This is a genomic window from Mesorhizobium sp. 113-3-3, assembly GCF_016756495.1.
In the GTDB taxonomy this organism is placed as follows: domain Bacteria; phylum Pseudomonadota; class Alphaproteobacteria; order Rhizobiales; family Rhizobiaceae; genus Mesorhizobium.
The window spans coordinates 2,401,901-2,428,057 of record NZ_AP023243.1 but is presented as its reverse complement, the minus strand read 5'-3'; the positions used below and the strand labels follow the sequence as shown (position 1 = coordinate 2,428,057).

The 26,157-nt window shown below is 63.8% G+C and carries 25 protein-coding genes; 11 read left to right on the top strand and 14 right to left on the bottom strand.

Annotation, left to right across the window (positions count from 1 at the left end; translation table 11 throughout):
• Positions 1-74: 74 nt before the first annotated feature.
• Complete coding sequence (locus tag JG746_RS11775) at positions 75-680, bottom strand: NADPH-dependent FMN reductase (protein ID WP_202358278.1); 606 nt, start codon at positions 678-680, stop codon at positions 75-77.
• 92 nt (positions 681-772) lie between these two features.
• On the opposite strand from JG746_RS11775, the gene JG746_RS11770 reads away from it, so the two are divergent.
• Positions 773-1,141 (top strand): winged helix-turn-helix transcriptional regulator, encoded by a 369-nt coding sequence (locus JG746_RS11770; RefSeq protein WP_202358277.1) that lies wholly within the window; start codon positions 773-775, stop codon positions 1,139-1,141.
• A 178-nt stretch (positions 1,142-1,319) separates the two neighbouring features.
• Here JG746_RS11770 and JG746_RS11765 read toward each other — a convergent pair whose 3' ends face one another.
• From JG746_RS11765 to JG746_RS11755, 3 genes are all read right to left on the bottom strand, one after another.
• Positions 1,320-1,502 (bottom strand): hypothetical protein, encoded by a 183-nt coding sequence (locus tag JG746_RS11765; RefSeq protein ID WP_202358276.1) that lies wholly within the window; start codon positions 1,500-1,502, stop codon positions 1,320-1,322.
• Positions 1,503-1,631: 129 nt separating this feature from the next.
• Positions 1,632-2,027 carry an acyl-CoA thioesterase gene (locus JG746_RS11760; RefSeq protein WP_095201826.1) on the bottom strand — a complete coding sequence of 132 codons (396 nt, stop codon included), beginning with the start codon at positions 2,025-2,027 and terminating at the stop codon, positions 1,632-1,634.
• Positions 2,028-2,126: 99 nt separating this feature from the next.
• Entirely contained in the window at positions 2,127-3,068 is a 942-nt protein-coding gene (locus tag JG746_RS11755) for a phosphoribosylaminoimidazolesuccinocarboxamide synthase (RefSeq protein ID WP_202358275.1), read from the bottom strand.
• 214 nt (positions 3,069-3,282) lie between these two features.
• Here JG746_RS11755 and JG746_RS11750 point away from each other — a divergent pair, with 214 nt between their 5' ends.
• From JG746_RS11750 to JG746_RS11740, 3 genes are read left to right on the top strand one after another with little or no spacing between them, the layout of a single operon-like run.
• A complete protein-coding gene (locus JG746_RS11750) occupies positions 3,283-4,899 on the top strand; it encodes a GMC family oxidoreductase (protein ID WP_202358274.1) in 1,617 nt (538 codons plus the stop codon).
• On the top strand, positions 4,896-6,110 hold the full coding sequence (locus JG746_RS11745; protein ID WP_202358273.1) for a mandelate racemase/muconate lactonizing enzyme family protein: 1,215 nt from the start codon (positions 4,896-4,898) through the stop codon (positions 6,108-6,110). The genes JG746_RS11750 and JG746_RS11745 overlap by 4 nt, the downstream gene beginning before the upstream one ends.
• A complete protein-coding gene (locus JG746_RS11740) occupies positions 6,107-7,024 on the top strand; it encodes an NAD(P)-dependent oxidoreductase (RefSeq protein ID WP_202358272.1) in 918 nt (305 codons plus the stop codon). Before JG746_RS11745 ends, JG746_RS11740 begins: the two co-directional genes overlap by 4 nt.
• 93 nt (positions 7,025-7,117) lie before the next feature.
• On the opposite strand, the gene JG746_RS11735 is transcribed toward JG746_RS11740, so the two are convergent.
• Together JG746_RS11735 and JG746_RS11730 are read right to left on the bottom strand one after the other, a co-directional pair.
• Entirely contained in the window at positions 7,118-8,056 is a 939-nt protein-coding gene (locus tag JG746_RS11735) for a diacylglycerol/lipid kinase family protein (RefSeq protein WP_202358271.1), read from the bottom strand.
• Positions 8,057-8,183: 127 nt separating this feature from the next.
• Positions 8,184-9,062 carry a LysR family transcriptional regulator gene (locus tag JG746_RS11730; protein ID WP_202358270.1) on the bottom strand — a complete coding sequence of 293 codons (879 nt, stop codon included), beginning with the start codon at positions 9,060-9,062 and terminating at the stop codon, positions 8,184-8,186.
• 164 nt (positions 9,063-9,226) lie between these two features.
• Between JG746_RS11730 and JG746_RS11725 the strand changes: the two genes are divergently transcribed.
• The 4 genes from JG746_RS11725 (at position 9,227) to JG746_RS11710 (ending at position 12,639) form a co-directional block, all read left to right on the top strand.
• Positions 9,227-9,595: a nuclear transport factor 2 family protein gene (locus JG746_RS11725; protein WP_202358269.1), complete on the top strand. Its 369-nt coding sequence runs from the start codon at positions 9,227-9,229 to the stop codon at positions 9,593-9,595.
• Between the two features lie 787 nt (positions 9,596-10,382).
• Positions 10,383-10,817 carry a DUF4383 domain-containing protein gene (locus JG746_RS11720; RefSeq protein WP_095773570.1) on the top strand — a complete coding sequence of 145 codons (435 nt, stop codon included), beginning with the start codon at positions 10,383-10,385 and terminating at the stop codon, positions 10,815-10,817.
• A gap of 6 nt (positions 10,818-10,823) precedes the next feature.
• Positions 10,824-11,954 carry a hypothetical protein gene (locus JG746_RS11715; RefSeq protein WP_202358268.1) on the top strand — a complete coding sequence of 377 codons (1,131 nt, stop codon included), beginning with the start codon at positions 10,824-10,826 and terminating at the stop codon, positions 11,952-11,954.
• A gap of 163 nt (positions 11,955-12,117) precedes the next feature.
• The gene (locus JG746_RS11710) at positions 12,118-12,639 is read left to right on the top strand and encodes a hypothetical protein (protein WP_202358267.1); all 522 of its coding nucleotides are present in this window, start codon (positions 12,118-12,120) and stop codon (positions 12,637-12,639) included.
• Between the two features lie 5 nt (positions 12,640-12,644).
• On the opposite strand, the gene JG746_RS11705 is transcribed toward JG746_RS11710, so the two are convergent.
• The 3 genes from JG746_RS11705 to JG746_RS11695 form a co-directional block, all read right to left on the bottom strand.
• Positions 12,645-13,268 carry a hypothetical protein gene (locus tag JG746_RS11705; protein ID WP_202358266.1) on the bottom strand — a complete coding sequence of 208 codons (624 nt, stop codon included), beginning with the start codon at positions 13,266-13,268 and terminating at the stop codon, positions 12,645-12,647.
• Positions 13,269-13,342: 74 nt separating this feature from the next.
• Positions 13,343-14,965, bottom strand: a complete 1,623-nt coding sequence (locus tag JG746_RS11700) for an FAD-binding oxidoreductase (RefSeq protein ID WP_202358265.1) — start codon at positions 14,963-14,965, stop codon at positions 13,343-13,345.
• A gap of 198 nt (positions 14,966-15,163) precedes the next feature.
• Complete coding sequence (locus JG746_RS11695; protein WP_027055085.1) at positions 15,164-15,406, bottom strand: DUF1344 domain-containing protein; 243 nt, start codon at positions 15,404-15,406, stop codon at positions 15,164-15,166.
• Between the two features lie 441 nt (positions 15,407-15,847).
• Between JG746_RS11695 and JG746_RS11690 the strand changes: the two genes are divergently transcribed.
• A complete protein-coding gene (locus JG746_RS11690; protein ID WP_202358264.1) occupies positions 15,848-16,342 on the top strand; it encodes a YegJ family protein in 495 nt (164 codons plus the stop codon).
• Between the two features lie 13 nt (positions 16,343-16,355).
• Here the strand turns inward: JG746_RS11690 and JG746_RS11685 are convergent, their stop codons facing one another.
• Together JG746_RS11685 and JG746_RS11680 are read right to left on the bottom strand one after the other, a co-directional pair.
• Entirely contained in the window at positions 16,356-17,324 is a 969-nt protein-coding gene (locus JG746_RS11685; RefSeq protein ID WP_244730750.1) for a hypothetical protein, read from the bottom strand.
• Positions 17,325-17,634: 310 nt separating this feature from the next.
• Positions 17,635-18,660 carry a CapA family protein gene (locus JG746_RS11680; protein WP_202358263.1) on the bottom strand — a complete coding sequence of 342 codons (1,026 nt, stop codon included), beginning with the start codon at positions 18,658-18,660 and terminating at the stop codon, positions 17,635-17,637.
• A gap of 162 nt (positions 18,661-18,822) precedes the next feature.
• Between JG746_RS11680 and JG746_RS11675 the strand changes: the two genes are divergently transcribed.
• Positions 18,823-20,079, top strand: a complete 1,257-nt coding sequence (locus tag JG746_RS11675; protein ID WP_202358262.1) for a hypothetical protein — start codon at positions 18,823-18,825, stop codon at positions 20,077-20,079.
• 178 nt (positions 20,080-20,257) lie between these two features.
• Here JG746_RS11675 and JG746_RS11670 read toward each other — a convergent pair whose 3' ends face one another.
• Positions 20,258-21,463 (bottom strand): clavaminate synthase family protein, encoded by a 1,206-nt coding sequence (locus JG746_RS11670; protein WP_202358261.1) that lies wholly within the window; start codon positions 21,461-21,463, stop codon positions 20,258-20,260.
• Positions 21,464-21,563: 100 nt separating this feature from the next.
• On the opposite strand from JG746_RS11670, the gene JG746_RS11665 reads away from it, so the two are divergent.
• Positions 21,564-22,493 carry a LysR substrate-binding domain-containing protein gene (locus tag JG746_RS11665; protein WP_202358260.1) on the top strand — a complete coding sequence of 310 codons (930 nt, stop codon included), beginning with the start codon at positions 21,564-21,566 and terminating at the stop codon, positions 22,491-22,493.
• A 12-nt stretch (positions 22,494-22,505) separates the two neighbouring features.
• On the opposite strand, the gene JG746_RS11660 is transcribed toward JG746_RS11665, so the two are convergent.
• Both JG746_RS11660 and JG746_RS11655 read right to left on the bottom strand, forming a co-directional pair.
• A complete protein-coding gene (locus JG746_RS11660; RefSeq protein WP_202358259.1) occupies positions 22,506-23,441 on the bottom strand; it encodes a hypothetical protein in 936 nt (311 codons plus the stop codon).
• Complete coding sequence (locus JG746_RS11655) at positions 23,441-26,149, bottom strand: hypothetical protein (RefSeq protein ID WP_202358258.1); 2,709 nt, start codon at positions 26,147-26,149, stop codon at positions 23,441-23,443. Before JG746_RS11655 ends, JG746_RS11660 begins: the two co-directional genes overlap by 1 nt.
• Between the last annotated feature and the right edge of the window lie 8 nt (positions 26,150-26,157).

Genomic DNA, 26,157 nt, shown 5'->3' with positions numbered 1-26,157 from the left:
CGGTTTCACGCAATTGAAAAGGGCGGCGCAAGCGCCGCCCCGTATCCCTTGGGAGGATAATCTCAAAAAGGCGATCAGGCCGCCTTGATTTCCTCGTCGACCACGTCGGCATCGCGGGCCTTCTTCAGCGCCTTGGCCCACCAGGCGACGTCGTTGACCAGCGCGGCTGCCGCCTGGTTCAGGTGCTCGAGGTCTTCAAGCTTCTTCTCGCCCTGGCGCACGGCCAGGAAATCGCCCCAGGCGATATGGACGGCCGACTTGACCGGCGCCATCTGCAGTTCGACGGCATGGAGGCGGAGCTGCTCGACGGCGCGGGCGCCACCGACGCTGCCATAGCCGACGAAACCGGCCGGCTTCTTGTTCCACTCGTTGGCGGCGTAGTCGATGGCGTTCTTCAGCACGGCCGTCGGGCCGTGATTGTATTCGGCGGCGGTGAAGATGAAGCCGTCAAATTCGGCGACCTTCTTCTGCCAGCGCTGTGCCACCTCGTTGGTCGACGGTACCCAGGCGGAAGAGGCGACTTCGTCGAAGAAGGGCAGCGGGAAATCGCGCAGGTCGACAACCTCGACGTCGATGTCGGCATGCGCCTTGGCGATCTTGGCGATCCATTGGGTGGGCACGTCGGCGAAGCGCGCGGCGCGCGTCGAACCGACGATGATGGCGATTTTCGGCTTTGACATGGGGGGCTCTCCATTCCAGTAATAAGCTGGTATCGTTTAGATACCGGCGATATATGAGATACTGTCAACTGCCGACGCAAGGAGGCACCGTTTTGTTACTGAGGCACCCGCATAACACCGAAGACTGCCGCGCGATTTCGGAAATCCTGCAGCGCGTCGGCGACAAATGGACCGTGCTCGTGGTCGGCAAGCTCGGCCACGGACCGTTGCGTTTCAACGAGCTGCGCGCGGCTGTCGGCGGCATCTCGCAGAAGATGCTGACCACCACCTTGCGCGGCCTGGAACGCGACGGCTTTGTCACCCGCACCGTGTTTCCGACCATTCCGCCGCGCGTCGATTACGAACTGACCGAACTCGGTCACGAACTGTTGGTACCGGTCAGTGCGCTTGGCGAATGGGCGCGCAGGAACACGCAGCGTGTGCGCGAGGCACGCGAAAAATTCGACGGCGTGCACGGCTGAACCCTTGCACGGCAAGGGATTCGAAGTTTTGCATCGAGTGAGATTGCCTGTCGGGTAGGGAATTCGTGCCCCTCTAGAGGCAGCTTGGCAGCTTGTGATATGGCGCTTGGGGCAGACCTGTACACACGCTGCTTTGACGACGACGATCGCGGATCAAAGGCGAACCAAAAGCAGCGGGTCAGCTTCTCGGCGCCAAGCGATCACAGGGCGTCGCGGCTGGCTTGCGGTCACCCTTCTCGGCTTGCAAGCAAGTCGTGTGCGGAAGGTCGTTCTTGACTTCGGCATAGGCGGTTACGCCGAGCAGGCAGGCAAGCGCGACAAGGGCTGCCACAAGCCAGCTGTTCAGTATGTGTTGACGCATTGTCTCTCCCCCAACGCCCGGCACGATCGGGCGTGAAAGCAACCATTGGATGTCGCGCAACGCTTCGCCCGCGCGGGCGATGTTACAATTGCCTGCATTGGGAGAATGGGAGTCGCGAGGACGGGCTCGTCACCCCTCGGCCGGAACGGCCTTCGGCTTGCCCTCGCCGTCCAGCGCCACCATGACGAAATCGGCGTGGGTGACCTTTTCCATCAGGTCGGAGAGATAGCGCTGCGCCCAGGCCTCGACCTTGAGCGTCATCGAGGTGCGGCCGACGCGTTCGACATGGGTGTAGATGCACAGCGTGTCGCCGATCTTCATCGGCTTGGCGAAGGACATCTCCTTGACCGCAGCCGTCACCACGCGGCCCCGGGCGCGCTCGGCGGCGCGGATGCCGCAGGCAAGGTCCATCTGCGCCATCACCCAACCGCCAAAGATGTCGCCGGCGGCATTGGCGTCCGAGGGCATGGCCAGCGTGCGCAGCGTCAGGTCACCGATCGGCCGTCCGTCCGCGTACTGCACCATGCGAGAAATCCCCCGAGGTCGATGGCTTGAGATCGATTGCCCTCGATCCCGTAGCCTCACGGCGCGGACGCGTCAACGCGGCAAAGCCTCGCCCGGCTGCTAGAAGTAGCGCGCCAGGTTCGAGCGGATGCGATCGAGAACTGTCTTTCCGGACATGTCAGGCACGAATGCCTTGCCCGTGATCGCCTCGTAGGCCTGGGCATAGATGCGCGAGGCCTGTTCGACGATCTCGTCCGGGATCCTGGGGATCGGGTCCTTGTAGGGATCGCAGCGCGCCGCCACCCAGGAGCGGATGAAGTCCTTGTCGAAACTCTCCGGCCGCGTGCCGCTTGCGAGCGCCTGTTCGTAGCTCGCCGCGATCCAATACCGGCTGGAGTCCGGCGTATGGATCTCGTCGGCCAGGATGATCGTGCCGTTCCTGTCGGTGCCGAATTCGTATTTTGTGTCGGCAAGGATCAGGCCGCGCTCGGCGGCGCGCGCCTGGCCGCGGGCGAACAGCTTCAAGGCGTAATCCGAGACGGTGTCCCATTGCGCCTGCGTGAGCAGGCCCTGCGCGAGGATGTCGGCCTTCGACAGCGGCTCGTCATGGCCGCCATCCGCCGCCTTGCTTGTCGGCGTGATGACGGGCGCGGCCAGCTTCTCATTGTCGCGCAGGCCGTCCGGCAGGCGCATCCCGTACATGTCGCGCTCGCCGCGCTTGTAGCGCGTCAGGATCGAGGTGCTGGTGGTGCCGGCGAGATAGCCGCGCACGACGATCTCGACCGGCAGGATATCGAGCCGTGTGCCGACGACGACATTGGGATCGGGATATTCGAGCACATGGTTCGGGCAGATATCGGCGGTTTCCTCGAACCAGTAGCGCGCTGTCTGGGTGAGTATCTCGCCCTTGAACGGGATTGAGGTCAGGATGATGTCGAAGGCGCTGAGACGATCGGTGGCGATGATGATGCGCCGCCCGTCCGCCAGATCGTAATTTTCGCGGACCTTGCCCTTGTAGTGGCCCGGCAGCTCGGGGATGAAGGCATCCGACAGGGTCCGCATATGATTTCCCGACTTCCGCAGCGTGGCCAGAGCAAATGATGCCCTCGCATAAGCTGTCGACCCCATGCATATCAAGCGCGATTGTCGGTATTCCCCGCAACTCGACCTGACATCGCGGTCGCATTTTTCACAACGCATGCCGGAAGGCACTGCGACGCCGCGAACCCGTCGCGTCTAGGCTGCGTCCAGATTTCCGGAGCCGCCCGTTTCAATCATGCAGACTTACGACTTCATCATCGTCGGCTCCGGCTCGGCCGGGTCGGTGCTTGCCGACAGGCTGTCGGCCTCGGGCCGCTTCTCGGTGCTGGTGCTGGAGGCCGGCGGCACCGACCGGCGCTTCTACGTGCAGATGCCGCTCGGCTACGGCAAGACCTTCTTCGATCCGGCCGTCAACTGGAACTACAAGACCGAAGCCGATCCCGGCCTCGGCGGCAATGTCGACCACTGGCCGCGCGGCAAGCTGCTCGGCGGGTCGAGCTCGATCAACGCCATGGTGTGGATCCGCGGTGCGCGTGAGGACTTCGACGACTGGCGTGCCGCCGGCAATCCCGGCTGGGGCTATGACGATCTGCTGCCGGCCTTCAAAGCACTCGAGGACAATGAGGCCGGCGCCGACAAATGGCGTGGCACCGGCGGTCCCCTGCACATCAGCGAGACGGCGAACGCCGTCCACCCGCTGACCAAGCGCTATCTCGCCGCCGGCCAGCAGGCCGGCCTGCCGTTCAATCCCGATTTCAATGGTGCTGCCCAGGAGGGCGTCGGCACATACCAGATCTCGACCAAGAACGGCCGCCGCATGTCCGCCGCGCGCGCCTTCCTGCGCCCGGCGATGAAGCGCGGCAATGTCCGCGTCGAGACCAACGCGCTGGCCAGCCGCATCCTGTTCGAAGGCAAGCGCGCCATCGGCGTCGAATATCTGCAGAACGGCCAGACCAAGACGGCGCGGGCCGGCCGCGAAATCATTCTCTCCGCCGGCTCGATCAACTCGCCGCAGCTGCTGCAATTGTCCGGCGTCGGCCCCTCGGCACTTCTGAAAGGGCTGGGCATCCCGGTCGTCCATGCCAACGAGAATGTCGGCGCCAACCTGCAGGACCATGTCGGCATCAACTACACCTTCAAGGGCAAGGTGCCGACGCTCAACCAGATCCTGCGTCCCTGGTGGGGCAAGCTGCTGGTCGGCATGCAGTACATCCTCACGCGTTCCGGTCCGCTGTCGCTGTCGATGAACCATGGCGGCGGCTTCTTCCGCACCGACCCGGCGTTCTCGCGCCCCAACATGCAGCTTTATTTCCAGGCCTTCTCGACCGTCATCCCGAAGAGCGGCGAGCGCCCGATCCTGACGCCCGACCCGTGGCCCGGCTTCTCCATCGGCCTGTCCAACTGCCGCCCGTCGAGCCGGGGCGAGATCATGATCCGCTCCGGCAACCCGCTGGACTACCCGAAGATCACCGCCAATGCCTATTCCACCAATGCCGACGTCGAGGAGATGCTGGCGGCGGTGAAGTTCGTGCGCAAGATCGCCTCGATGCCGGCCATGGCGGAAATCATCAGGGAAGAGGTCCTGCCCGGCCCGTCGATCCAGTCGGACGCCGATCTGATCACCGATTTCCGGAAACGCTCCGGCACCGTCTATCACCCGGTTTCGACCTGCCGCATGGGGCCTGATCCCCAGCGCGCCGTCGTCGATCCGCGCCTGAAAGTGCATGGGCTTGAAGGCTTGCGCGTCATCGACGCCTCGATCTTTCCCGACAACATCACCGGCAACACCAACGCCGCCTCGGTCATGACCGGGTGGAAGGGCGCCGAACTGGTTCTGGAGGACCAAAAATGAAGATCACCGACGTCAAGACCTGGGTTGTCGGCAACCCGCCGCCCGGCATCGGCGGCAAGTATTTCATCTTCGTCAAGCTCACCACCGATGGCGGCGTGGTCGGTTATGGCGAGGCCTACAACGCCAGCTTCTCCGCCCATGTCACGGCGAAAATGGTCGAGGACATGGCCGAGCGCTATCTCGTCGGCCGCGATCCGCACGACATCGAGAACTTCTTCCGCCGCGCCTATTCCTCCGGCTTCACCCAGCGCCCCGATGTCTCCGGCATGGGGTGCTTCTCGGCGCTCGAAATGGCCTGCTGGGACATTATCGGCAAGGAGGCGAACAAGCCGGTCTACAAATTGCTCGGTGGCCAGGTGCATGAGACGCTGCGCTCCTACACCTACCTCTACCCGCACACCGGATCCGTCCACTCCGAGGACGCGCCGGACGGCAGGAACGTCTACAACGATCCCGAAATGGCGGCGGCCTGCGCGCTCGAATATGTCGAGCAGGGCTTCAATGCGGTCAAGCTCGACCCGGCCGGTCCCTACACCGCCTTCGACGGCCACCAGCCGCGCCTGCTCGACATCGACGTCTCCACCCGCATGGTCAAGGCGATCCGCGAAGCGGTCGGCACCCGCGCCGACATCTTGTTCGGCACGCACGGCCAGTTCACCGCGTCCGGCGCGCTGCGCCTGGCGCGCGCCATCGAGCCTTACGATCCCTTGTGGTTCGAGGAGCCGGTGCCGCCCGACATGCCCGAAGTGATGGCGCAGGTCGCGCGGGGCACGTCGATCCCGATCGCCACCGGCGAGCGGCTGACGACCAAGTTCGAATTCGCCCGCGTCATCGAGAACCGCGCCGCGACCATATTGCAGCCGGATCTCGGCCGCTCCGGCGGCATCCTCGAAACCAAGAAGATCGCGGCGATGGCCGAGGCCTATCACATCCAGGTCGCGCCGCATTGCTATTGCGGGCCGATCGTCGGCGCCGCCAACATCCAGCTGGCGGTGACGCTGCCCAACTTCCTCATCCTGGAATCGCTGAAACAGTGGGACGGTTTCCATGCCACGCTCTTGAAGAAGAAGATCGAGTGGCAGGACGGCAATGTCATCCCCTCGAAGGAACCGGGCCTGGGCGTCGAGCTCAACGAAGCGGTCTGCGATGCGCACCCCTACACAGGCAAGGATTTGCATCTGCAGATGATGCAGACACCGTTGATGCCGTGAGAGAACGCTACGCCTTCATCGGCCTCGGCCATCTCGGCGGCAACCTTGCCGCCAGCCTGATCCGCAACGGTTTTGCCGTCACCGTCTTCGACCGCGACCCGGCTGCCGTCGCGCGCCTCGTCGCGCTCGGCGCCACCGCTGCAAACAGCCCGGCCGAGGCCGCCACCCGCGCGGGCAATGCCATAACCTGCCTGCCCTCGCCCAAGGTCAGCGAGGCGGTGCTTGCGGGGCCCGGCGGGTTGCTCGAGGGCCTGCCCAAGGGCGGCACCTGGATCGAGATGTCGACCAATGGCCGTGACGAGATCGTGCGGCTTGCGGGCCTCGCGTCGGCCCAAGGGGTCGAGACATTGGAGTGCCCTGTCACCGGCGGCGTGCATCTCGCGGCGGTCGGCAAAATCACCGCGCTGGTCGGCGGCGATGCCGCGCTTTACGAACGCCATCGCGCGGCCATCGAAGCGATGTGCGCAAAATCGTTCCTGATGGGGCCGATTGGTTCGGCGGCGGTGATCAAGGTCATCACCAACATGCTGGCCTTCATCCATCTCGTCGCCGCCGGCGAGGCGCTGATGCTGGCCAAGCAGGGAGGGCTCGACCTTGCCCAATCCTATCACGCCATCGTTGCCTCCTCCGGCAACAGCTTCGTCCACGAGACCGAAAGCCAGCTCGTCCTCAACGGCTCCTATGACATCGGCTTCACCATGGATCTGGCGCTGAAGGACCTCGGTTTTGCCTTGGGCATGGGCAAGGATTTCGGCGTGCCGCTGGAGCTGGCATCGCGCGTCAACGCGATTTTCGAGCAAGGCAAGGCGGCCTATGGCGGCGGCGCCTGGTCGACCCAGATCGTCAAGCTGCTGGAAGATGCCGTCGGCACCGACCTGCGCGCGCCAGGCTTCCCGGCCAAACTGGAAATCTGACCAGCGAGCGGAAAACCAAGCAATTTCATTTGCTTGAATCGATAGCCGGATTCAGTTTCGGAACGACTTGAATCAATCTGGCAACGCCTTGATTCAATATCTGAGCGTCAGCGCGCCGGGCAGGATCTCGAAGGTTGCCGGTATGCGTCCGGGCGACTCACCGTCAATGTCGACCAGCGCGCCGTTCCTTTCCACATCGCCGAGCGGTTCGACAACCACTTTCTTGCCGCGCAGGATGGTGATTGCCGGATGGTTGCGGTGCCGGCCGCCATAGAGCAGGCGGATGTCCCAGATCAGCTTCAGCTTGCCCGCCGCTCGCAGGATGACGATGTCGAACTCTCCGTCGGTCAGTTCGGCGTCGGGCGCGATCATCATGCCGCCGCCGAAGAACTTGCCGTTGGCCACCGCCACCAGCGCCATGCGCGCCTCGACCGGTGCGCCGTCGTCGACGGTGATCCGCACGTCCTGGAAGCGGTAGCGGATGAACTCGACCACGGTGCGCCACAGGAACAGCGCCTTGGCCGACATCTTGCCCTTGCGTTTGTCGGCGTTGACGGCGCGGTCGGTGGCGCCCGACAGGCCAAGGCTGGCGATGTTGATGAAGTGGCGGCTGGCCAGAGCGCCATGGTCGTCGATGTAGCAGATGCGGCCGGCATCGACCTTGCGTCCCTCTGCCCCGGCGATCCGCTTCAGGGTCGCATCCACCGCTTTCGGCAGGCCGAGCCCGCGCGCGAAATCGATGCCGGTGCCGCAAGGAAGCAGGCCAAGCTCGGTCGTCCTGCCACTCTCTTGGAATGCCTGCAGCAGCCCATCTGCCACTTCGCTCGCGGTGCCATCGCCGCCGGCGGCGATCACCAGATCGAAACCACTGGCCGCGAGGTCGATGGCCAACCGTTCGGCGTCGCCCTCGGCCTGCGTCTCGCGCAGTTCGAAATCGCCGAAGTGTTTTTTCAGTGAGGCTGCGACTTCAGGCCAATGCCGTTTCAGCCGGCCGCCACCGGCTATCGGATTGAGAACCACCCCGACTTTCAATTACTCGCCCTCCCCGGCGCCGGACCCATGTCCGTTCGTTTGCCGGCATTGAAGCCCGCGCCCGCCGGCTGGGCAAGGGGCGGTGTCGGTCCGAACGTCGAAATACCGGTCGCCGCCTACCGCCCTTTCAGCATCGCAGCGCGCTTACCAGCGCAGTCAATGCAGCGGGCTGATGCTGGCGGCTGGGGTAATACATGAAGAAGCCGGGAATAGGCGGCGTCCAGTTCTCCAGCACCCGGATGAGGCGGTGCTCGGCGATATGCTCGGCAACCTGTTCTTCATAGGCGAGCCCAAGGCCGGCTCCGGTGAGCGCCGCCTGAATCACCAAATTGGTATCGTCGATTATCAGCGGGCCGTTCACACCGACTGTAGCCGTCTTGCGTCCCTGCTCGAACTGCCACCGGTACGGACCGCTCGGGAGACGCAGGTTCAGACATCGATGATCATTCAGATCCTTGGGCTTTTGAGGGATGCTTCGTGACGCAAAATAGCCGGGCGATCCCACCACCGCCAAACGCAGGTCCCGCGTGACGCGCACCGCAATCATATCCTTTTGGATGTACTCGCCGAGTTGAATACCCGCATCGAATTCGCCCGCGACGATGTCTACGGGACCAGTGACGGTGACCACGTCGAGAACGATGTCGGGGTAAGCCTCGGCGAATGCCGTGAGCCTCGGCAACAACACCATCACCGCGGCCGACCGCGACATTACGATTCTAAGGCGTCCGGCAGGTCGGCGCTGGACACTTCGGGCTTTGTCCAGCGCACGCGTAATCTGCTCAAGCGCTGGAGACAGGTCCTGCAAAAGAGCCGCGCCCGCGGCGGTTGGCGCTACACTCTTGGTCGTACGGGCAAGAAGCTTGAGTTCGAGGCGCTGCTCAAGTTTCCGGATCGTGTGGCTCAGCGCGGATTGCGAGATGCCCAGCTTCGCGGCAGCACGTGTAAAGCTCCGCTCATCGGCGACGACCGCAAACGTCGCGAGTTCATTCAGCTCATTTCCCATTTATGATTCTCGCTCATGACTCCATCCCGGGCAGCATAGCTATCCTCATAAGTCCCTTTGTCCTAGGTTTGATCGAAAGAAAGTCGAGACGTCTCCGGCTTGCCTGGTGCTCGCCACGTGATCACGGCGTGCATGGAATGGTCGGACGTAACAACGAGGTGACTATGGATACCGATTTTCGCGCTTTGCGCACCTTGGCGGAGACCTATTTTGACGCCGCCTATGAAATGGATGCCGAGAAATTTGCATCCATATTTCATCCCTCGAGCTCTGTGACGAAGGTCGCCGACGACGGCGACGTGGGCGTGACGCCAATTGCGATGTGGCTGGCAGCCGTCCGCAACGCAAAGGCTCCAAAACTGCAAGGCGCGGAGCGTGACGACGAAATCCTGTCACTTGACGTCGAAAGAGACCTCGCGCTCCTGAAGGTGAGGTTGCGGGTACCGCCACGCCACTTCACGGACCTCCTGTCATGCCTGAAGGTCAACGGAACCTGGAAGATCGTTCAGAAGGTGATGACTTCGAAAACGTGATGGCGCCGGTCCCGCGATAGAAATTTGGATCACCGCTCGGCAGCTTCTGTCTCAAGGCTCAACATCGTGGGCCGTGCCTTCACTCGCCAAACGGTCCCCGATAATCCCGCTATCCACAGGCCTCTGGCCATTCCCGAAAGCCCTTACCCGGCGTACGTTAAACCCATCTCAGGCGGCCACTGATCGCCAAGCCGAAAGGCGAAAGTGAAAGGCGGATTTCCTGAGGCCCGTACGGCCCGGAGCGAGAGCAGGCTTGCCTGTTTCGAGGGACGGTAGCCGAGACATACGGGGCCGCGGAAAGCGTGCCAACGCCGACGGCGGACCGATGCTGCCATGAAGGACGGCAAAAACCTTCGATGGCACGCAGGGCAAAGCCCGCAAGGGCCAAGACCAGCGTGGTCTGGAACGGACACTGCCTTGGGGTGGTGGCTGGCAGGACCGTCAAAATCAAGGCCGGCATGGCGCGACGACTTTGCGGAAGTTGCTGCCGCGACCGTGTCCTGATCTGACAGGGAGGCGCTGGGAGAAATCCCGGCGCCGACTGTCGTTTCTCCATCCCGCACAATTTTTACGGTGTTTCCGCTTGGGGCTGCAACCGGCGGCAAAATCAGCTAACGTTCGACGTCGGAGTCCGTTTGATAACGCGCTCTGCCGAGGTGCATGGCGTGGGTTTCGAGAACCGAAGCGCAGCGGACATTTGGGTCCGTGAGCATCGGAAGCGCAGAAACCCGCGTCAGGCGACCGGCGGGGTGCGTTAGCGAATGGACTTCTTGAAGGGGGATACTTCATGACGCTCATCCAGAAGCTGGCCGTTGCCTACGCTTTCCTGTTCTTCGCCGTGGTCGCCATCGGTTACATACCGGCGTTCAACGATGCCAACGGCAATCTGTTCGGGCTGTTCTCGCTGCAATGGTACGACGACCTGCTGCACGCCTTCTCCGGCGTCTGGGCGCTGGCCGCCGCCTTTATCTCGCACCGCCAGGCGGTGTTCTATTTCAAGCTGTTCGGCTCGGTCTACCTGTTCGACGGCGTGCTCGGGCTGGTAACCGGCTCCGGCTGCCTCGATGCCGGCATCTTCATCAACGGTTTCCGCTCCCTCAACGACATCGAGTTCCCCACCCGCTTCTTCGCCAACCTGCCGCATCTCGTCATTGGCGGCTTCGCCGTCTATGTCGGCTTCTGGCTGTCGAAGCGCATACACGACCACTTCGCCACGGCCTGACCGGCCATGTTCCTGTTCCGCTGGCTGAAGCGCCTCATCAAGACGATCGTCTGGCTGATCGTCATCATCATCCTCATCCCGGTCGTCGGGCTGAGCTACGGCTTCCTGACGACGCCGTCGCTCGACAAGACGCCGCTGCCCGGCATTGCCGATGGCGCCCCGCCCAAGGCGCTGGCCGACAAGGTCCGCGCCGAAATTCCCGGCTACCAAAGACCGGAGGAATCGACCTTCCTCACCTACCCCGAATGGGCGATCGTCTACGCCGCGCGCGAATATGCCGGCTTCGTCGCCAAGGACCAGCCGAGCGGCTTTCCCTACTGGTCCTATGTCGGCCGCTTCTGGCAGGATTACGCCACGGTGATCCGCGCCAGTTCCCCCTACAAGTTCAACTATGCCAACCACCAGATGCTGGTCATCATCGGCACCAGCCACTCGATCGAGCACATCTTGCAATGGGCCTATGAAAACACGGTCGGCCGCGTCACCGAGGCGACATCGGCCAAGCGCACCGCCGCCGACATCTATCAGGCCAAGGTGGCGGCCGAGTACGCAGGATTTCTGGACCAAGTGCCGTGGTATCAGTTCCCCTATGCCGAAAAACGCGCCGGCCTGTTTGCCGTCCAGCCGGCGCCGGGAGACAGCTCCGTCCGCACCAGCGAACGCAAGCTCGCCTTCGGTCTCGCCGACACCATCAAGCAGGGCTATGCCGACCTGATCAAAAAGGCGCTCGCCGCGACCTCCGACCCGGCCTTCCTCGACGTCCATGTCTGGGCCAAGGGCCCGGTCGGCGAAGCCACCCGCAACGAGCCCGACACTTTGCTGGAACGCGACATGGGCGCCGATGGCACAGTCTTCGTCACCAGGCGCTATCAGGTCTTCACCGACATGATCCCACGGCTGATCGACAAGGGCGTCTCCTTCGTCGAGATCGGCGGCAATGACGAGATCATGGTGACCATGCTGTCGACCGACTCGATCGCCGTTCCCGAAGGCATGCACATCCTGTTCAGCTATCCGCTGCCGGCCGATCCTTCGACGCGCCGCACCGGCATGGTCGTTGCCGTACGCAAGCTGCATCTGGTGCTGCCCTCACTGATGAAGGCAGGCGCCAGGCTCGAACACGTCTACGACTATTGAGGCCTTTCGGCCACGCCCGGCAAAGATCAGGCGCACCGCCATGCTCATTCCACAATCGCGGCCAAATCCCGCCTTGTTCGCGCGCGATGGAGTGGTGCATGTTGCCTGACGGGCGACATGCACCTGAATGGGCTGCCGGGGGGCATCTCGAAGGGACAAGACCGTGATCAAGACCGCCCTTGTCGCCATGACCATTGTCGGCTGCGACTGCGACGCAAAGCTGTGCGAATATATCGGCGAGACGCCGGCCAAGTGGTCGACCATCGCCGAATGCGAAGCCGCGATGAAAAGCCAGATTCTGCACCAGCGCAATTTCAACTATCCGCTGGTGTCCGGCATCTGCCGCACCAAGGGTTCGTCATCCTCCTCGCAGCTGGCCGCCACCGCATCCCGCCCGGAACTGAACCCCGCCAGCAGGGTCGTGCGGACGCAAAGCCCGCTGCCGCCGGAACTGAGCCATCGGCCGAGCGTGCCTGTCGGCTCGCCGACGACGACCGTCGACGCGGACGCCGCCCGGCCCGTCGCCTACGAACAGGTGGTCGACGGCGGGACCGGCGTGCTCTACCGCACCAAGAACGGCTATGCCGTGGTCAAGACCGACCTTGGCCGCGCGGCTTCCGCGACCGCCGATGCGGCCAAACGCTCCGTGAACTGGCTGGCTGGCCTGATGCCGACGGGACTGTAGTCCTCTTACATCTTGAGCTTCAGGCTCTCCCAGAACTTGTCGATCAGCGGCTGCTCGGTGGCCAGGTCCCCGCTGCCGACGCGCGTGACGAACAACAGTCCCTGATCGGCGAGACCATAGCCGACGATCTCGAAATACGCGGTCTCGGTGCGCGTCTTCACCTCGGCGCGAATGCCGGTCAGTTCCTTGCCGTCGGCGAGCTTGCGCGTCGTCGGCTGCTGCGTCAGTTCCGCTCCGGCCTGCACCGATTCCCTGGTCATCTCCTGCAGCATAAGCTGGTTGAGCGACACCGGGTTCATCTTGCCATATTCCTGCACGACGACGATCGTGCCGAGCGCCGAAGCCATCAGATATTGCCTGATGCTCTCGCCGAGATCGGTCTTGGTCACCGAAATGCCGCTCGGATGGACGAAGGAGAAGCTGTCGCCGGAGAAGGTGGCGAAGTCGTTGCGCTCGAGCGTGACCTTGCTCTGCTTGCCGCCGGGCAGCGTAATGGTCGTGCTATCACCGGGATCGATATCGACCGCCACGCCGTCGATGGTCAATTTGAACGCCTTGAGGTCCTCGGCCGCAGCCGGTCCAGCGCACAGCGCAATGAGTGTGAGGGCCGCCGCCGATACCATCCGCATCGATTTGTTCTCCTGCTCTATTCCTGAGCAGTTCCGGACGGAAAACCGCTTCACACTTTTCCTGGAACTACTTCCTACGCAACCCCGCTCAGCGCCTTGATGGCACGGTAGAAGGTCGAGGAAAACAGTTCCGTCGGGTCATAGTGCCGTTTCGCCGCCAGGAAGGCCGGCAGCTCAGGATAGGAGGCCAGCAACTCCTTGGCCGTATAATGCAGCTGGTAGGGCAGGAAGAAGCGCCCGCCATGCTTGATCGTCACGTCGATCAGCGCCCGTGTCAGCGCCCGCATCCTCGCATTGCCGTCGGCATCGGTCGGCTGGTTGATGTAGAGCACCAGCGAATAGGCCGGCTCCGGCGCGTAGGTCAGCGCCACATCCTCCTTGTGGACGATGCGCACCGAGGCATTGAGCACCGGCAGCGACTGGTTGCGCAGGATCTCGCGAGCCTCCGTGATGAATGGATTATACGCACCGCGTGGAATAAAATATTCGTGCAGTATGTCTGTCTCGTCCATGAGGTCGTTGAACAGATACGGCACCGAATCGTGCATCGGGTTGTTGCGGGTGACGAGGCAGGCCTCGCCTTGCGCCATCGCCGTCGTGCGCGCCACCGTGCAGCTCTCGAATTTCGGCTCCAGCGTCTTTTCGGTGAACCACTTCAGCTCCTGGAACAGGCTGCCCCATTTCGCCAGGTTGATGATCACCCGCTTCAGCCCGACCGAGCCCGGCTCGCCGATATCAGGCTGGTCGGCCGGCGGCTGTTCGGCCACCTTGTCGTAGCGGTAGACGATCATGTCCTCGAGGAAATTGCCCGGCGCCGTCGACAGATGGCCGTAGAACAGGCCGATATCCTTGTTCGGCTCCAGCACCTCGGCGAAGAATTTTGGGAAATCGTCCGATTTGATGATCTCGCGCGAGGTGCGGTAAACGGCGTTGTCGACGATGTCGAGCGTTGCCTCCAGCACCACGCCGAACAGGCCGTAACCGCCGACGACGTGGCGGAACAGCTCGCTGTTCTCCGTACCCGAGCAGGTCGTCACCGACCCGTCGGCCAGCATCACCCGCATCGAGCGGATCGAGCCGGCAACCGAACCCGCCTGGTGGTCCATGCCATGCGCGTTGACCGACAGCGAGCCGCCTACGGAGAAGATGTCGGTCGACTGCATCGCTTTCACCGCAAAGCGCGGATGCAACATGTTCTGGATGTCATGCCAGCGCGCGCCGGGCTGCAGCGTCATGGTCCTGGCCGTAGCGTCGACGCTGACCTTGTTGAATTTCTTGAGATCGAGCACCAGCGCATTGTCGTCGAAGGCATGGCCGCCCATCGAATGGCGGATGGCCGCCAGCGACACTTTCAACCCGTTGGCGCGGGCGAAGGCCAACGCCCTGGCGATATGGTCCTCCTCGCTGACCTCGACCACGCCATAGACCGGCGTCCGCGACAAGCCGCTGGCATCGTTGATGTCGCCGCCTTTGGCCGACCAGGGCAGCGAAGGGTCAAAGGCCGGCGGAGTGGCAATCGGCTTCAGCGGCAGGGCAATGCCATCGATGTCGGCGATGCGTCCGGCATTCTTCGGCCCTGAAGGCCCGCGCGCCAGCCGCGCCATTGTGGTGCTGCCCCACAACACCGCGCCGCCGACCACGGCCGCGCCGAGCACCAGCCGGCGCGACAGGCGAAACCCCTTCCGTTCGTCAGCCATGCAGATCCCCCGTTGGCCAAGGGATAGCGCGGCTCTTTGGCAAAAACCATAGGGGCGCCCTCGGCGCTACGTTCCACCGCCTCAGGGTGACTGCTAACCGGGAGCAGGAAAATGGCCGATCCCCGAGGGGACCGGCCAGGATTGGAACAGGGTCTTGAAAATCAGGTCAGCATATCTGCCGACGCATGATGCTCGTGTCTACGAAGCCTTCTTGATCGACGTCACCATGCCGGTCTTGTCATCGACGGTTACCGCCACCTTGGCGCCGACCTTCAGTTTGCCGATCTTCGCGTCCGGCGACAGCTGGTAGATCTTGCCGTCGTCGAGCGTAATCGACTTGGTCGTCGGATCGACCGCCTGGATGGTGCCCTGAACGGACGCGGCATAGGCCGTACCGAGGAAGGCGAGCAAAGCGGCGGTGGTTGCGAGGGTCTTCTTCATCGATAGCACTCCGTGCTGTTTCACTTTTCCGGGCCGCCGCGTTGAGCAGCGACAGCACCGAACGAGCCGACACTGGCCCTGAAGCCTGCTGGCCGCAAATCACGTTGAGTGACTTTTCGCAAAGGAAATCATAGGCTTAATTCTGACACATTGCTTGCGGCTGACGCGATTTCCAGTCATATCGTTTGTCTCGACGCGCGCCGTTCACCCACGAAAAGAATCGTTTAGCCGAATGCGGCGGGCGCTTCGCGGCCATCACGCAGCCGCCACAATCCACCCCGGATCGCATCACGCAACAGCCTGCCGATCTTCCATTGATACAAGTTTTGTTTCATGGATCAGCTCAACCGCCATGACAAAAAGGCAAGGAAACTCGCGCTGTGGTTGCAAAATCGAAATGGATGCAGGATCATTCCAACCGCTGCGACGAGGGGGGCCATCATGAAACTGGCAGTCCGAACCATCATATCCCTGATGCTGGCGCTTGCACCGGGATGGGCCGGCGCGCAAGGCGCTGATCCCAGCGATGACAAGACGGTTACCTTTGCTCCGGGCGATCCTGAAATGACGGCAGCGACCACGCAGGCGCTGACCGGCCTGGATGAATTCCTGGCCCTGGCCGAAGCGCCTCCCGCCGGCACCGAACGGTTCAAGCTGAAGGTCAAGGTGCGCGACGGCAACGTCACCGAGCACTTCTGGGTCATCCCGTTCCGCCGCACCGAGACCGGCTTTGTCGGCATATTGGCGAACCAGCCGGAGGAAGTTCGCAATGTCGTCCTCGGCCAGAATATCGAATTCACCAGGAACGATGTCTCCGATTGGGGCTACACCCGAGACGGGCGGCAGGTCGGCAGCTTCACCGTCTGCGTCATGTTCAAGAGAATGCCGAAGGAAGAAGCCGACTATATGCGCGGCAAATACGGTTTTGATTGCTGATCGTGGCGGTCGCCTAACCGGCTTCGTCCTTCGCGCCGATCTTGCGCACCAGTGCGGCTGTCGCCAGCATGGCGCCCATGTCTGATATCATCGGCGCGACATGCCTGGTGTAATCGAGCGGCACCGATATCTCCGGCAGCTCGAAGAAATTCTTCGCCTGCGGCAGCATCAGGAAACCGTCGCCGCCATTAAGCGCGACGCGGGCCGGATCGTCCGGCCAGGTTTCGCCCAGCCATTTCAGCGCCTGCGCCAGCCTGCCGGTCACCAGCGGCCGCGCCGCCTCGACATTGTCGGTGCGAAATTCATAGGCCGCATCGAGGAACGGCTCACCCGACGACAACTCCTGCAGCTTGGACCCGAACAGACTGCGGAAGAATCCGACGACCGCATTGGTCCGCCGCGTCGCCACCAGGATTCCCGGAAAAGGTTCGACGGCCTCGAAGGCGACGATGACGCCCTTGAAGGCCGTCGATGAGCCCTTGCCGGTGCCTTCGCGCAGTTCGGCTTCGTAGAGCTCGAACGGAAACCCTTCGTAGCTTCCGGAAACGACATCGTCGAAGGCTTGCCGGTTGAAGGGCCCGACCGCCTCGCGCGGCAGCCGGTCGAACGAGTTCGGCCTGCCGCCATGCTGGTAGCGCACATCCCTGATGAAGCCGAAGATGATCGGCAGCAGCGTGTCGCGGAACGATTGCTGCAGCCGCGTCGCCGGCTTCATGGCCTGGAAATAGAGCAGGACCGAAGCGGCAAAGCCGATGAAATAGAGGAACACATGCGGCGTCGAGAACCATTGCTCATGGGGATCGGCGACCTTGTTGAATAGCCAGGCGATCACCACCACGGCCACCAGCACCAGGCCGACGAACAGCGGTACCCGCCAGCGCACCTGCCGCACCGCCGAAGCCCGCGCGGCCTCATAGGCCTCGATGTTTTTCCGGATGCCGGCGATGACCGCCTCGCTGGGCATGAAATCCGCTGTTTCCACCGCCACCCCCCCTGCCAATATTGTCGCATGATAGCTGCATTTCTTGGATGTATCGACTGCAAGACAGCGAGACCGTGCCTCTCAGAAGAACGCCGGCGCCGCCCCTCATCCGCCTGCCGGCACCTTCTCCCCGTATAGTGACGGGGAGAAGGGAGTATAGCCGTGCCGGCGGCGCTTCATTTGCAACGCTGGCAATTGGCGAAACCATCGATGACCGCGTCCTTCTCCCCGTCACTATACGGGGAGAAGTGCCCGGCAGGGCGATGAGGGGCAGCGCGACGCTTGTAGGATAGTCTTGTCGCTTGAAGCTCTAAGGAAAGATTGCTCTCAGCCGTCTTTCAACCTTCCCCCTCATCGCATCCTCAAGGTGCGCCACCGACACCAGCCGCTCATGATCCCTGCCCCGCAGCCGCACAAACGGATGCATCCGGTAAGCCGCAATCACACCATGCGTCCCCTCATCCACACTGACATCCACAACGAAAACCCCGCCAATGCGCCCCGGCCATGGCTGGCGGGCGAGCGCAGTGCCGAGGAAATCGCCGAGCCCATAGGCGACGACAGTCTCGCCGATCCGCTCCACCGGTTGCACGACATGAGCGTGATGGCCGGCGATCAGCCCGACGCCCTGCCCGGCCAGGTGCCTGGCCAATGCCCGCGTTCCGGCGCGCGGAAAGTGGCGGAACTCCCAGTCCCAATGCGGCACGGCGCAGAGAAGGTCGAAGCCGCGCGGCCAGCCGGCCAGATCGCTGCCCATCGACACACGCCCGGCAAACAGGTCTTCATCGGCATTGCGCCATAGCGTGAAGGCCGCAAACCCGACATCCAGCAGCCCGACCTTGACCGGCTGCACCGGGCCATCGGCGGCAAGGCCGATGCTGCGGATGCCGAGCCGCTGCAACGCCGCCACCGTCTCGTCGAAACCGGCGACGCCCTGGTCGAGGACATGATTGTTGGCCAGCGACAGCACGAGTTTTTCGTGCGCGAGACCGACCGCCGCCAGCGCCTCGGCCAGAAACCGCTCGCTCATCGCATGATGCGTGCCGAGCTTCGTGCCGAGCACCGCGCTCGGCCTGTCCACGACAGGGCTTTCGCAATTGCCGATCACCAGATCGGCAGAGCCAAGCATCGCCTTGATCGCCGGATCACAGTCCGGCGCACGGCGGTTGGCCACCGCCGAGATGTCACCGATGAAGGCAAGCCGCACCGTTCGCATCGGCGGCGTCGCCATCAGCGTCCCCGCCATCGGCGCAAAACCCTTGCCGTCACCGCCAAGCGACGGCTTCAGGAAACGCGGCAGCCAGGACAGTTTGTAGGAAAGCGGATAGTTCGACACGCAATGCCCAATCGTTTGCCTTGTTTAGACTGTCTGGTGGGCTGGTTGAAGCCGTCGGCAATCAACGATGCGGACAGCGCGTCGCCGCTGACAGGCGCGATGCCTCAAATAGTCCCAAATCTGTGTATGATTGTCGGCGACAAATGCTTGGGAGGGGAAAAGATGACACGAATAGCAGGCCTGCTGGCATCCGCTTTCATTGTGCTTCTGCCCTGGTCTTCGGCCAGTGCAGCCGTGCCAGAAGCGGCAACCGCGCTTTTCGAGGCCAAGACCGTGACCGCGCGCGACAGCGCGCTGTCGACGCTCGAGGCCGCCGCGCCGAAAGATCCGGCATCGGCCTATGCCGCCGGCGCCGGCGAGTTCTTCACCGCACTTGAGCTGCTGGCCAGCGGCCTGCATCGCCACGGTTTCGAAAGCCCGCAATCCTTCATGCTGCCGCTGATGCAGCTGCCGGTGCCGTCCAATCCCAACCCCGAGCCGCTGACCTACGAAGAGTTCCGCGCCATCTTGGTCGCCTTCCGCGACAGGTTGGCGAAATCCGCCGCGACACTGGGCTCGGTGCCGGCCGATGCCGATATCGGCATGGTCATCGACCTCACCCATGTCGGCATCGACCTCAACGAGGACGGCGCCATCGCGCCGGACGAAAGCATGGCGGCGATCATGGCCGCGCTGTCGCGCGGCAGCATCTCACAGGGCGATACCGCACCCGCGCTCACCTTCCGCTTCGACCGCGCCGACGGCTACTGGCTGCAGGGCTATGCCGAATTCCTGATGGCGCAGGCCGATTTCTGGCTGGCGCATGATTTCAGAAGTACCTTCGACGGCTCGTTCCACATGCTGTTCCCGCGCGCGAAGCTGCCGCTGCAGGACATTCTCGTGCCGCCGCCCAGCGAGATGGGCTCGAGCATCTTCTCCTCGGAATGGCGCATCGCCGATTTCATCTCGATGGTGCACATGATCAACTGGCCGGTGGTCGAACCGGAGCGCCGCAAGGCGGCGCGCCAGGAATTGCTCGAAATGATCCGGCTGTCGCGCGAGGACTGGAAGGCGATCCGCGCCGAGACCGACAATGACCGCGAATGGCTGCCCGGCCCGCAGCAGAAGGGCGAGAACCCGCTGACCGGCCTCGAAGTCGGCGAGGAGCAGGTGCAGGCCTGGCTCGCCACCTTGAGCATGGCCGAGGATCTGCTCGAAGGCCGCGCGCTGCTGCCGCATTTCCGCATCACCGGCAAAGGCATCAACATGAAGCGCTTCTTCGACGAGCCGAAGACTTTCGACCTCGTGCTGTCGATCACCGGCCCTGGAATCGCGCCCTATCTCGAAAGCGGCAGGATCCTGACCAGCGAGGATTTCGACCAGATCCAGCGTGAGTTCGGCGGTGGCGGGTTCTTGACATTTGCGCTGTGGTTTAACTGAGAGAGAGGCATCTCAAGTCGAGGGGGGTGCGCTGCAAGGCGTGTTGAGATTCAGGTCAGGCCGAGCCGAAAACGGTGGCTTCCGAGAACCGGAGCGGAGCGTACTTTTGGGTACGTGAGCACCGGAAGCGCAGGAAGCCGCCGTTTGCAGGCCGGCATCACCTGAATATCAATACACCTTAGAAAATCGCACCCTGGTACAGCACCTGCTCCGCCTCATCAGGCGCAAACCGCCGCGCCAGCGTCCGAAACGCGCTGTGCACGCCGTCGCGGTCGATGTTGCAGCTTCTGAGATGGCGCACGGCGAGCGTCGGGTCGAAGGCGCTGCGGCCGTGCAGGACGCGCTGGTTGTCGAAGACCAGCACTTCGCCCGGCTGCAACTGGTGCTGGAACTGGTTTTGCGGGTCGCAGATCAGCCGCGTCAGTTCGGCCAGCGCCTCGATCAGGCCGTCGATCCGGTCCAGGGGCGCCCATTGCAGCGCCAGGCACCGGTCATTGTAGCGGATGCCGGTGACGGCGCACGCCGCGTCGAGGCTGATGACATGCGCCTCGGCGCTGAAGAACACCTCGCCTTCATGTTCGCGGTGGAAGGTGACGCCGTGCCGCGTCAGCAGCTCGAACAGCTCCGGCGTGCGCGCCCGCATCAGCTCGGCGACATGAAAGCCGTCGACCATCAGCGACGTGCCGCCAGTGCCAGCACCGGTGCGGATGGCGTGAAAGAAGATGAAGCCCGGCGGGGAATAGCGGAACGGCTCATCCGTATGCGGGATCTGCGCCCGCGCCGTCTCGCCCGCCACGCGCGCATCCGGCCGCGAGATCAGGTCGAACACCTTGCCGTAGCTGGTCTCGCGGATCGGCCCGTAGCGGCCGGCGACCCGCACTGTTGCTTCCATTTCGGCCGGCACGCCGGTCAGCATGGCGATGCCGTGATCCCGTAAAGCCCTGAGCGACTGGAACAGCGCTTCGTCATCCGCGACCACGGCATCGAAGGCGAAGCGGCCGAGCCGCCCGGCAAGATCGCTGTGCCATAGAAGCGGCTGGAACCGGACCGGACCTGAGCCGCCGGCATGACTGGTGAGGAAGGCCGCGTCATAGCGCGAGACATGCCCATCCTGCCAGATGGCGGTGACTTGCCCTGATGTGGAGAGGTCAAAACTCTCGGCATGGATGGCCTTGTCGACATCGGCCGGCGTCAGCCACCTTTTGCCCGAGGCGGTGTCGCCGCATTCACCGCATTCGCAGGCCAGCCGCAGCCAGCGCGTCGAAAGTTTTGCCGAGCGGCCGTCCACCAGCTCGACAGCGACGCGTGCGCCTTCCGCGCGCATGGCGCGGATGGGTGCGACGGCGTGTCTTTGCTGGCTTGCTTGCTTTGGCGTGTCGAGCATCTGGTGTCCCCTGCGGTTGAATTTCTTCCACCAGGCTAGAGAGCGAAAAGCCCATGTTCAAACGAGTTCCCTTCCCATAGTTTTGAGGTAGATTCAAAACATGACGATGCTGAGGGACTTGCCGCTTTCCGGATTGCGGGCACTGGTGGCCGCCGCCAGGGCCGGCAGCCTGACTCGCGCTGCCGAAGAGTTGGGCGTCACGCCCGGCGCCATCGGTCACCAGATCCGGCAGTTGGAAGAGCGGCTCGGCGTCAAACTGGTGCGCCGCGAGGGCAATGGCATCGTGCTCACCCGTGCCGCCGAGGCGGCATTGCCCGACATCGATCGCGGCTTCGATGCGCTCGCCTCCGGCATACGCCGGCTGCGCTTCGAACGGCAGGCCGAGACCTTCACCATCTCGGCCGATCCGTCCTTCGCCTCGTTGTGGCTGGCGCCGCGCCTCGCCCTGGTGCGGCCGGCTCTCGGGCGGCTCGAGGTCCGCATCGTCGCTTCCGTCGGGCTCGATGCCATGGCGGAGGAAGGTGTCGACCTCGCCATCAGCTACCGCAAGGGATCGGCATCGGACATCGCAGCGCTCGACCTCTTCACCGAACGGGTCATTCCCGCCTGCGCGCCGGCGCTGGTCGAACGCCATGCCGGCCCGGACAGGGCCGAAATGCTGGACAGGTTGCCGCTGCTGCATATCGACCCGATGATGGGCGACGATGTCTACCCCACATGGCGGGACTGGTTCACCGCAGCGGGACGGCAAAGGCCGCACATCGACCAGGGACCGCGCTTCGGATTGACCATCGTCGCGGCGCAAGCGGCGATCGCCGGCATGGGCGCGCTGCTGGCCAGCGAACTGGTGTTGCGCCGCCATCTCGACGCGGGCCATCTCGTCGAGATCGCGCGCGACGTGCCGGCACTGACCATCAAGCGCCGCATCGTCTGGCCCGAACATGGCCCGAAGGCACGCCGCGCCGCCGCGGTGGCGGCGGCACTCGAGGCCGCGGCCGGCACCGGCATCGACGGTGCCCTGCCGGCTTGAATTGCGCAGGTCTTATCGCGAAAAACCGTGCAGCCTGCCAAGCAGCCACTGCAGCGGATTGCCCACGAAGGCCCGCGTGACGAACGTGTCATGCGCGGCATCGGACGCAAGCAAGGCGATGGTGCCGGCTTCGAGGCGACGGGGCGGATCGGAACTGGCGTCGATGCCCTGGCCCGCCAGCAACTGCCTGATCTCGGCATTGCCGGAGGCCGAGGATTTGCCATAGGCGCTGACGAAGAAACGCGTCCTGTGCTGTGCGATCCAGCCCGCGAAAATGTCGGCCTCATCGAACACGGCGTCGAGCAGGATGACGCCGAGCAGGCGGGCGTCGATATCGCCATTCCTGAGCACGAAAGCGGTTGGATTGTAGCCGCCGCTATAGGCGACCAGCACCACGGGCATGGCGTCGAACTCTGCCGCCTTGGCGCCAGTCAGCCTGGCCAGGCCTTGCGCCGCCTCGGCCATGAATTCGGCAAAATAGCCCGGTGTCCAGAAATTGCCGGCGCTGGAATCCTGCGCATTGCTGGCAAATTGCGGCGCCACCAGCACGGCGTTGAGGCCCGACGCCTCGACCTGCGCAACGACCCGCTGGCGGCCGACGACATCGCGCTGCAAGGTCGCGCCATTGCCATGAAAGAACACCACGACGACCGCCGGCTTGGCCGGATCGAACCCTTTCGACACCGCCAGCAGCGTCGAGCGGTCGGAATAGGTCTCGTCTTCCCAGTAGATGCCGCCACGCGGCGAGGTGTGGCCGCGCCTTCCGTCCGCCGCCGTCACGTCGAGAAACGGCGCCGAGCCGTCGGGCAGCTTGCCGCGATAGGGAAAGGGCGATGCCTTGAACGGCACGATGGTCGAGATGGCCTTGCGCAAGCGCGCCCCCAAACTCGCCGCCGGAAACATCGCCGTGGCCAGCAATCCGGCAACGATGGCGCGGCGGTCCGGCATCAGGCAGCCACCAGCCGCATATCAGTCGCCTTTGACGGCAACAGCACGGCAAAGAAGGCCGGGATGGCGATGAGATAGGCGATCGCCGCCCATTGCAGCACGGCGCTCAAGCCAAAGCTGGTGGCGACGATCGGCACGGCGGCCGAACCGATCACCGAGAAACAGCCATTGATGCCCCAGGCCCACACGAACAGATGCTCCTTGCCGAGCCGCGCCAGCCAGGTCATGGCGGTGGCCATCGGCATGCCCATCAGGAAAGCCGGCGGCGACACCAAGAGGAAGCAGAGCAGCAGCCGCGCCACATAGGGATAGGCGCCGATCCGGTCCAACACTGGCGTCAGAGTGAAGCCATAGGCGAGCAGCAGCCCGCAGACCGCCAGCAGGACAACCGGCAGCAGCGTTCTGGCGCGGTCGAAGATGCGCTCGGCAAACAGGCTGCCGAGCCCGGAAAACACCAGCATCGATGAGATCAGCACCGAGGCCGACACGGTCGGGTTGGCCAGCGCCACGGTGAAGCGGCTGATCAGCCCGACCTCGACCATGATGTAGCCGAGGCCGAGACAGGCGAAATAGAGGATGGTGCCGAGCTTGCCGCGCGAGCGCGAGAACACGATGCGCCAGCCGAAGATCACAGGCAGCAGCACCAGCGACGCCGCCGTGACGCAGGCGATGCCGAGCGTCGCCCAGATCAACAGATAGCCCCAATCGTCCTGGAACAGGTCGAGCCTGTCCAGCGTGCGCGGCAGGTCGGCGACCTTCACATAGGCGGCGAAATAGGGCTGGTCGTTGCTCAGCGCCCGCGCATCGAAGACATAGTCGCCGGCAAGTTTCTCCCAACCGCCGGTCAACAGCGCGTGCCAGGCCATGCGCTGCAGTTCCGTTGCCGGCAACACTTGCGGGCCGGCATCGCCGACGGTGCCTGCGCAGGCGTCGAGCGTCGGATCGGCGGGCGCCGTCGGATCGCAATCCGGGTTGACCGGAGCGGTCGGGTCGGCGGGCGCGGTCGCATCGGCGGCCGGCTGCTGCGCCAGTGTCGCGTCCTGTCCGCTGCCGAAGATCGAGGCGCGGTAATCGTCGAGTACCTTTTGCGCGCTCGAGCCGTCATAAATCATTCCTGGATAGTAGACCTCTTCCCAGGACATCGACCTGGTGTAGTCGCGCAGCGTCTTGATTTCGGCCTCGGTGAAGCCGCCGCTCTTGAACAGCACGGTCGTGGTCGAGAGGTAACTCGACACGGCGAAGATGTCGTTGGCCGCACCCTGGCTGTCGAAGGTCTTCGCCGCCTCGGCGACGGTCGAATAGAGCTTCAGCACCGATTTCGGCGGCTCTTCCTTGTTCCACAAGGTGATCGACAGCACGCCGCCATCGGCCAGCGCGTGCATGTAGCTCAGCATCGCTTCGCGCGTGTAGGCGTATTTCTCCGAGATGGCGAAGCCGCCGGGATTGGACAGGCCTACACTGTCGGCGAGGCTGAGGTCGATGACGTCGTAGCGCTCGCTCGTGTTGGCGAGGAACAGCCGCCCGTCATAGTCGATGACCTTGAGCCGCGGCTCGGCCAGGATATCGCCGGTGACATCTTTCAGCACCGGGTCGCGGAATGCCCGCAAGGTCATCGGGTTGCTCTCGGCGACGGTCACCGAGGTCGAACCGGCATTGAGCGCGGCCTGCGTGGAGATGCCGCCGCCGAACTGCACCACGAAGGTTTTGGGCTTGTCCTTGATGACATAGGGATAGTGCATCGGCAGATAGCGGAAATAGACCTGCTCGGCCGGCGCCAGATTGCGCATGATGCCTTCCGGCCCGTCGCCGTCGCGGTACATGCCGACATAGGTGTTGGCCGGCACTTCGGGCATGCCGAAGGCGGCGTTGTCGCTCAGGCCCGGCGCGAAATGCATGTAGGAGCTGGCATAGACCTGCAGGTCGCCGAAAGGCGAGACGCTGCGGTAGATGCGCTTGCCATCCGGAAAATTGCGGGCATAGGCGACGCCCTTGTACTGCGACACGGCGATGTCCGGGATGCCGAGAAGCACGGGCAGCATGAGATAGCCGGCGACCGACAGCGCCGCCACGACCACGCCGGCGACAACGCTCTTCCAGGCGCCGAACGCGAAGAACCACAGGATCGAACCGGCCGCCCAGAGCAGCAGCGGCACGACGATGATGGTTTCCGGCGCGAACAGGTAGAGCGACACCAGCACCACGAGGCCGGCGAGCCCCGAGCCGGTGAGGTCGGCGAAATAGACGCGGCCGAAGGCGGTGCGGCTTTTCAGGAAGACGATGCCGAGGAAGAACGCGCCGGCCAGGAACGGCAGGAGATAGAGCAAGAAATTGGCGAGCAGCCGCCATTTCTGCGCCGGGTCGGATACCAGGAAGATGGCATTGAACGGCACCGTCTGGGCGACGAGATTGGAGCCGACGGCGAGCGGACCGATCAGCAGCAGGGCCGCGGTGGCGGCCCCTTGCCAGTGGCGGTCGAACCAGCCCTTGCCGGCGAAGATGACGACGCTGGACAGCGAGAAGCCGAGCATGGCGAGACTGACCACCAGCGAACCGAAATGCGACCAGCTGCCAACGGCGAACACCCGCATGACCGCGATCTGCAGCGCGATGATGGCGCCGGCGATCAGCCCGACCGCCAGGTAATGCGCCAGCCGAGGCGCCTCGAGGGACGGGATGGTCGGGCGGGAATTCGATGCGACGGCAGCCATTCAGGTCC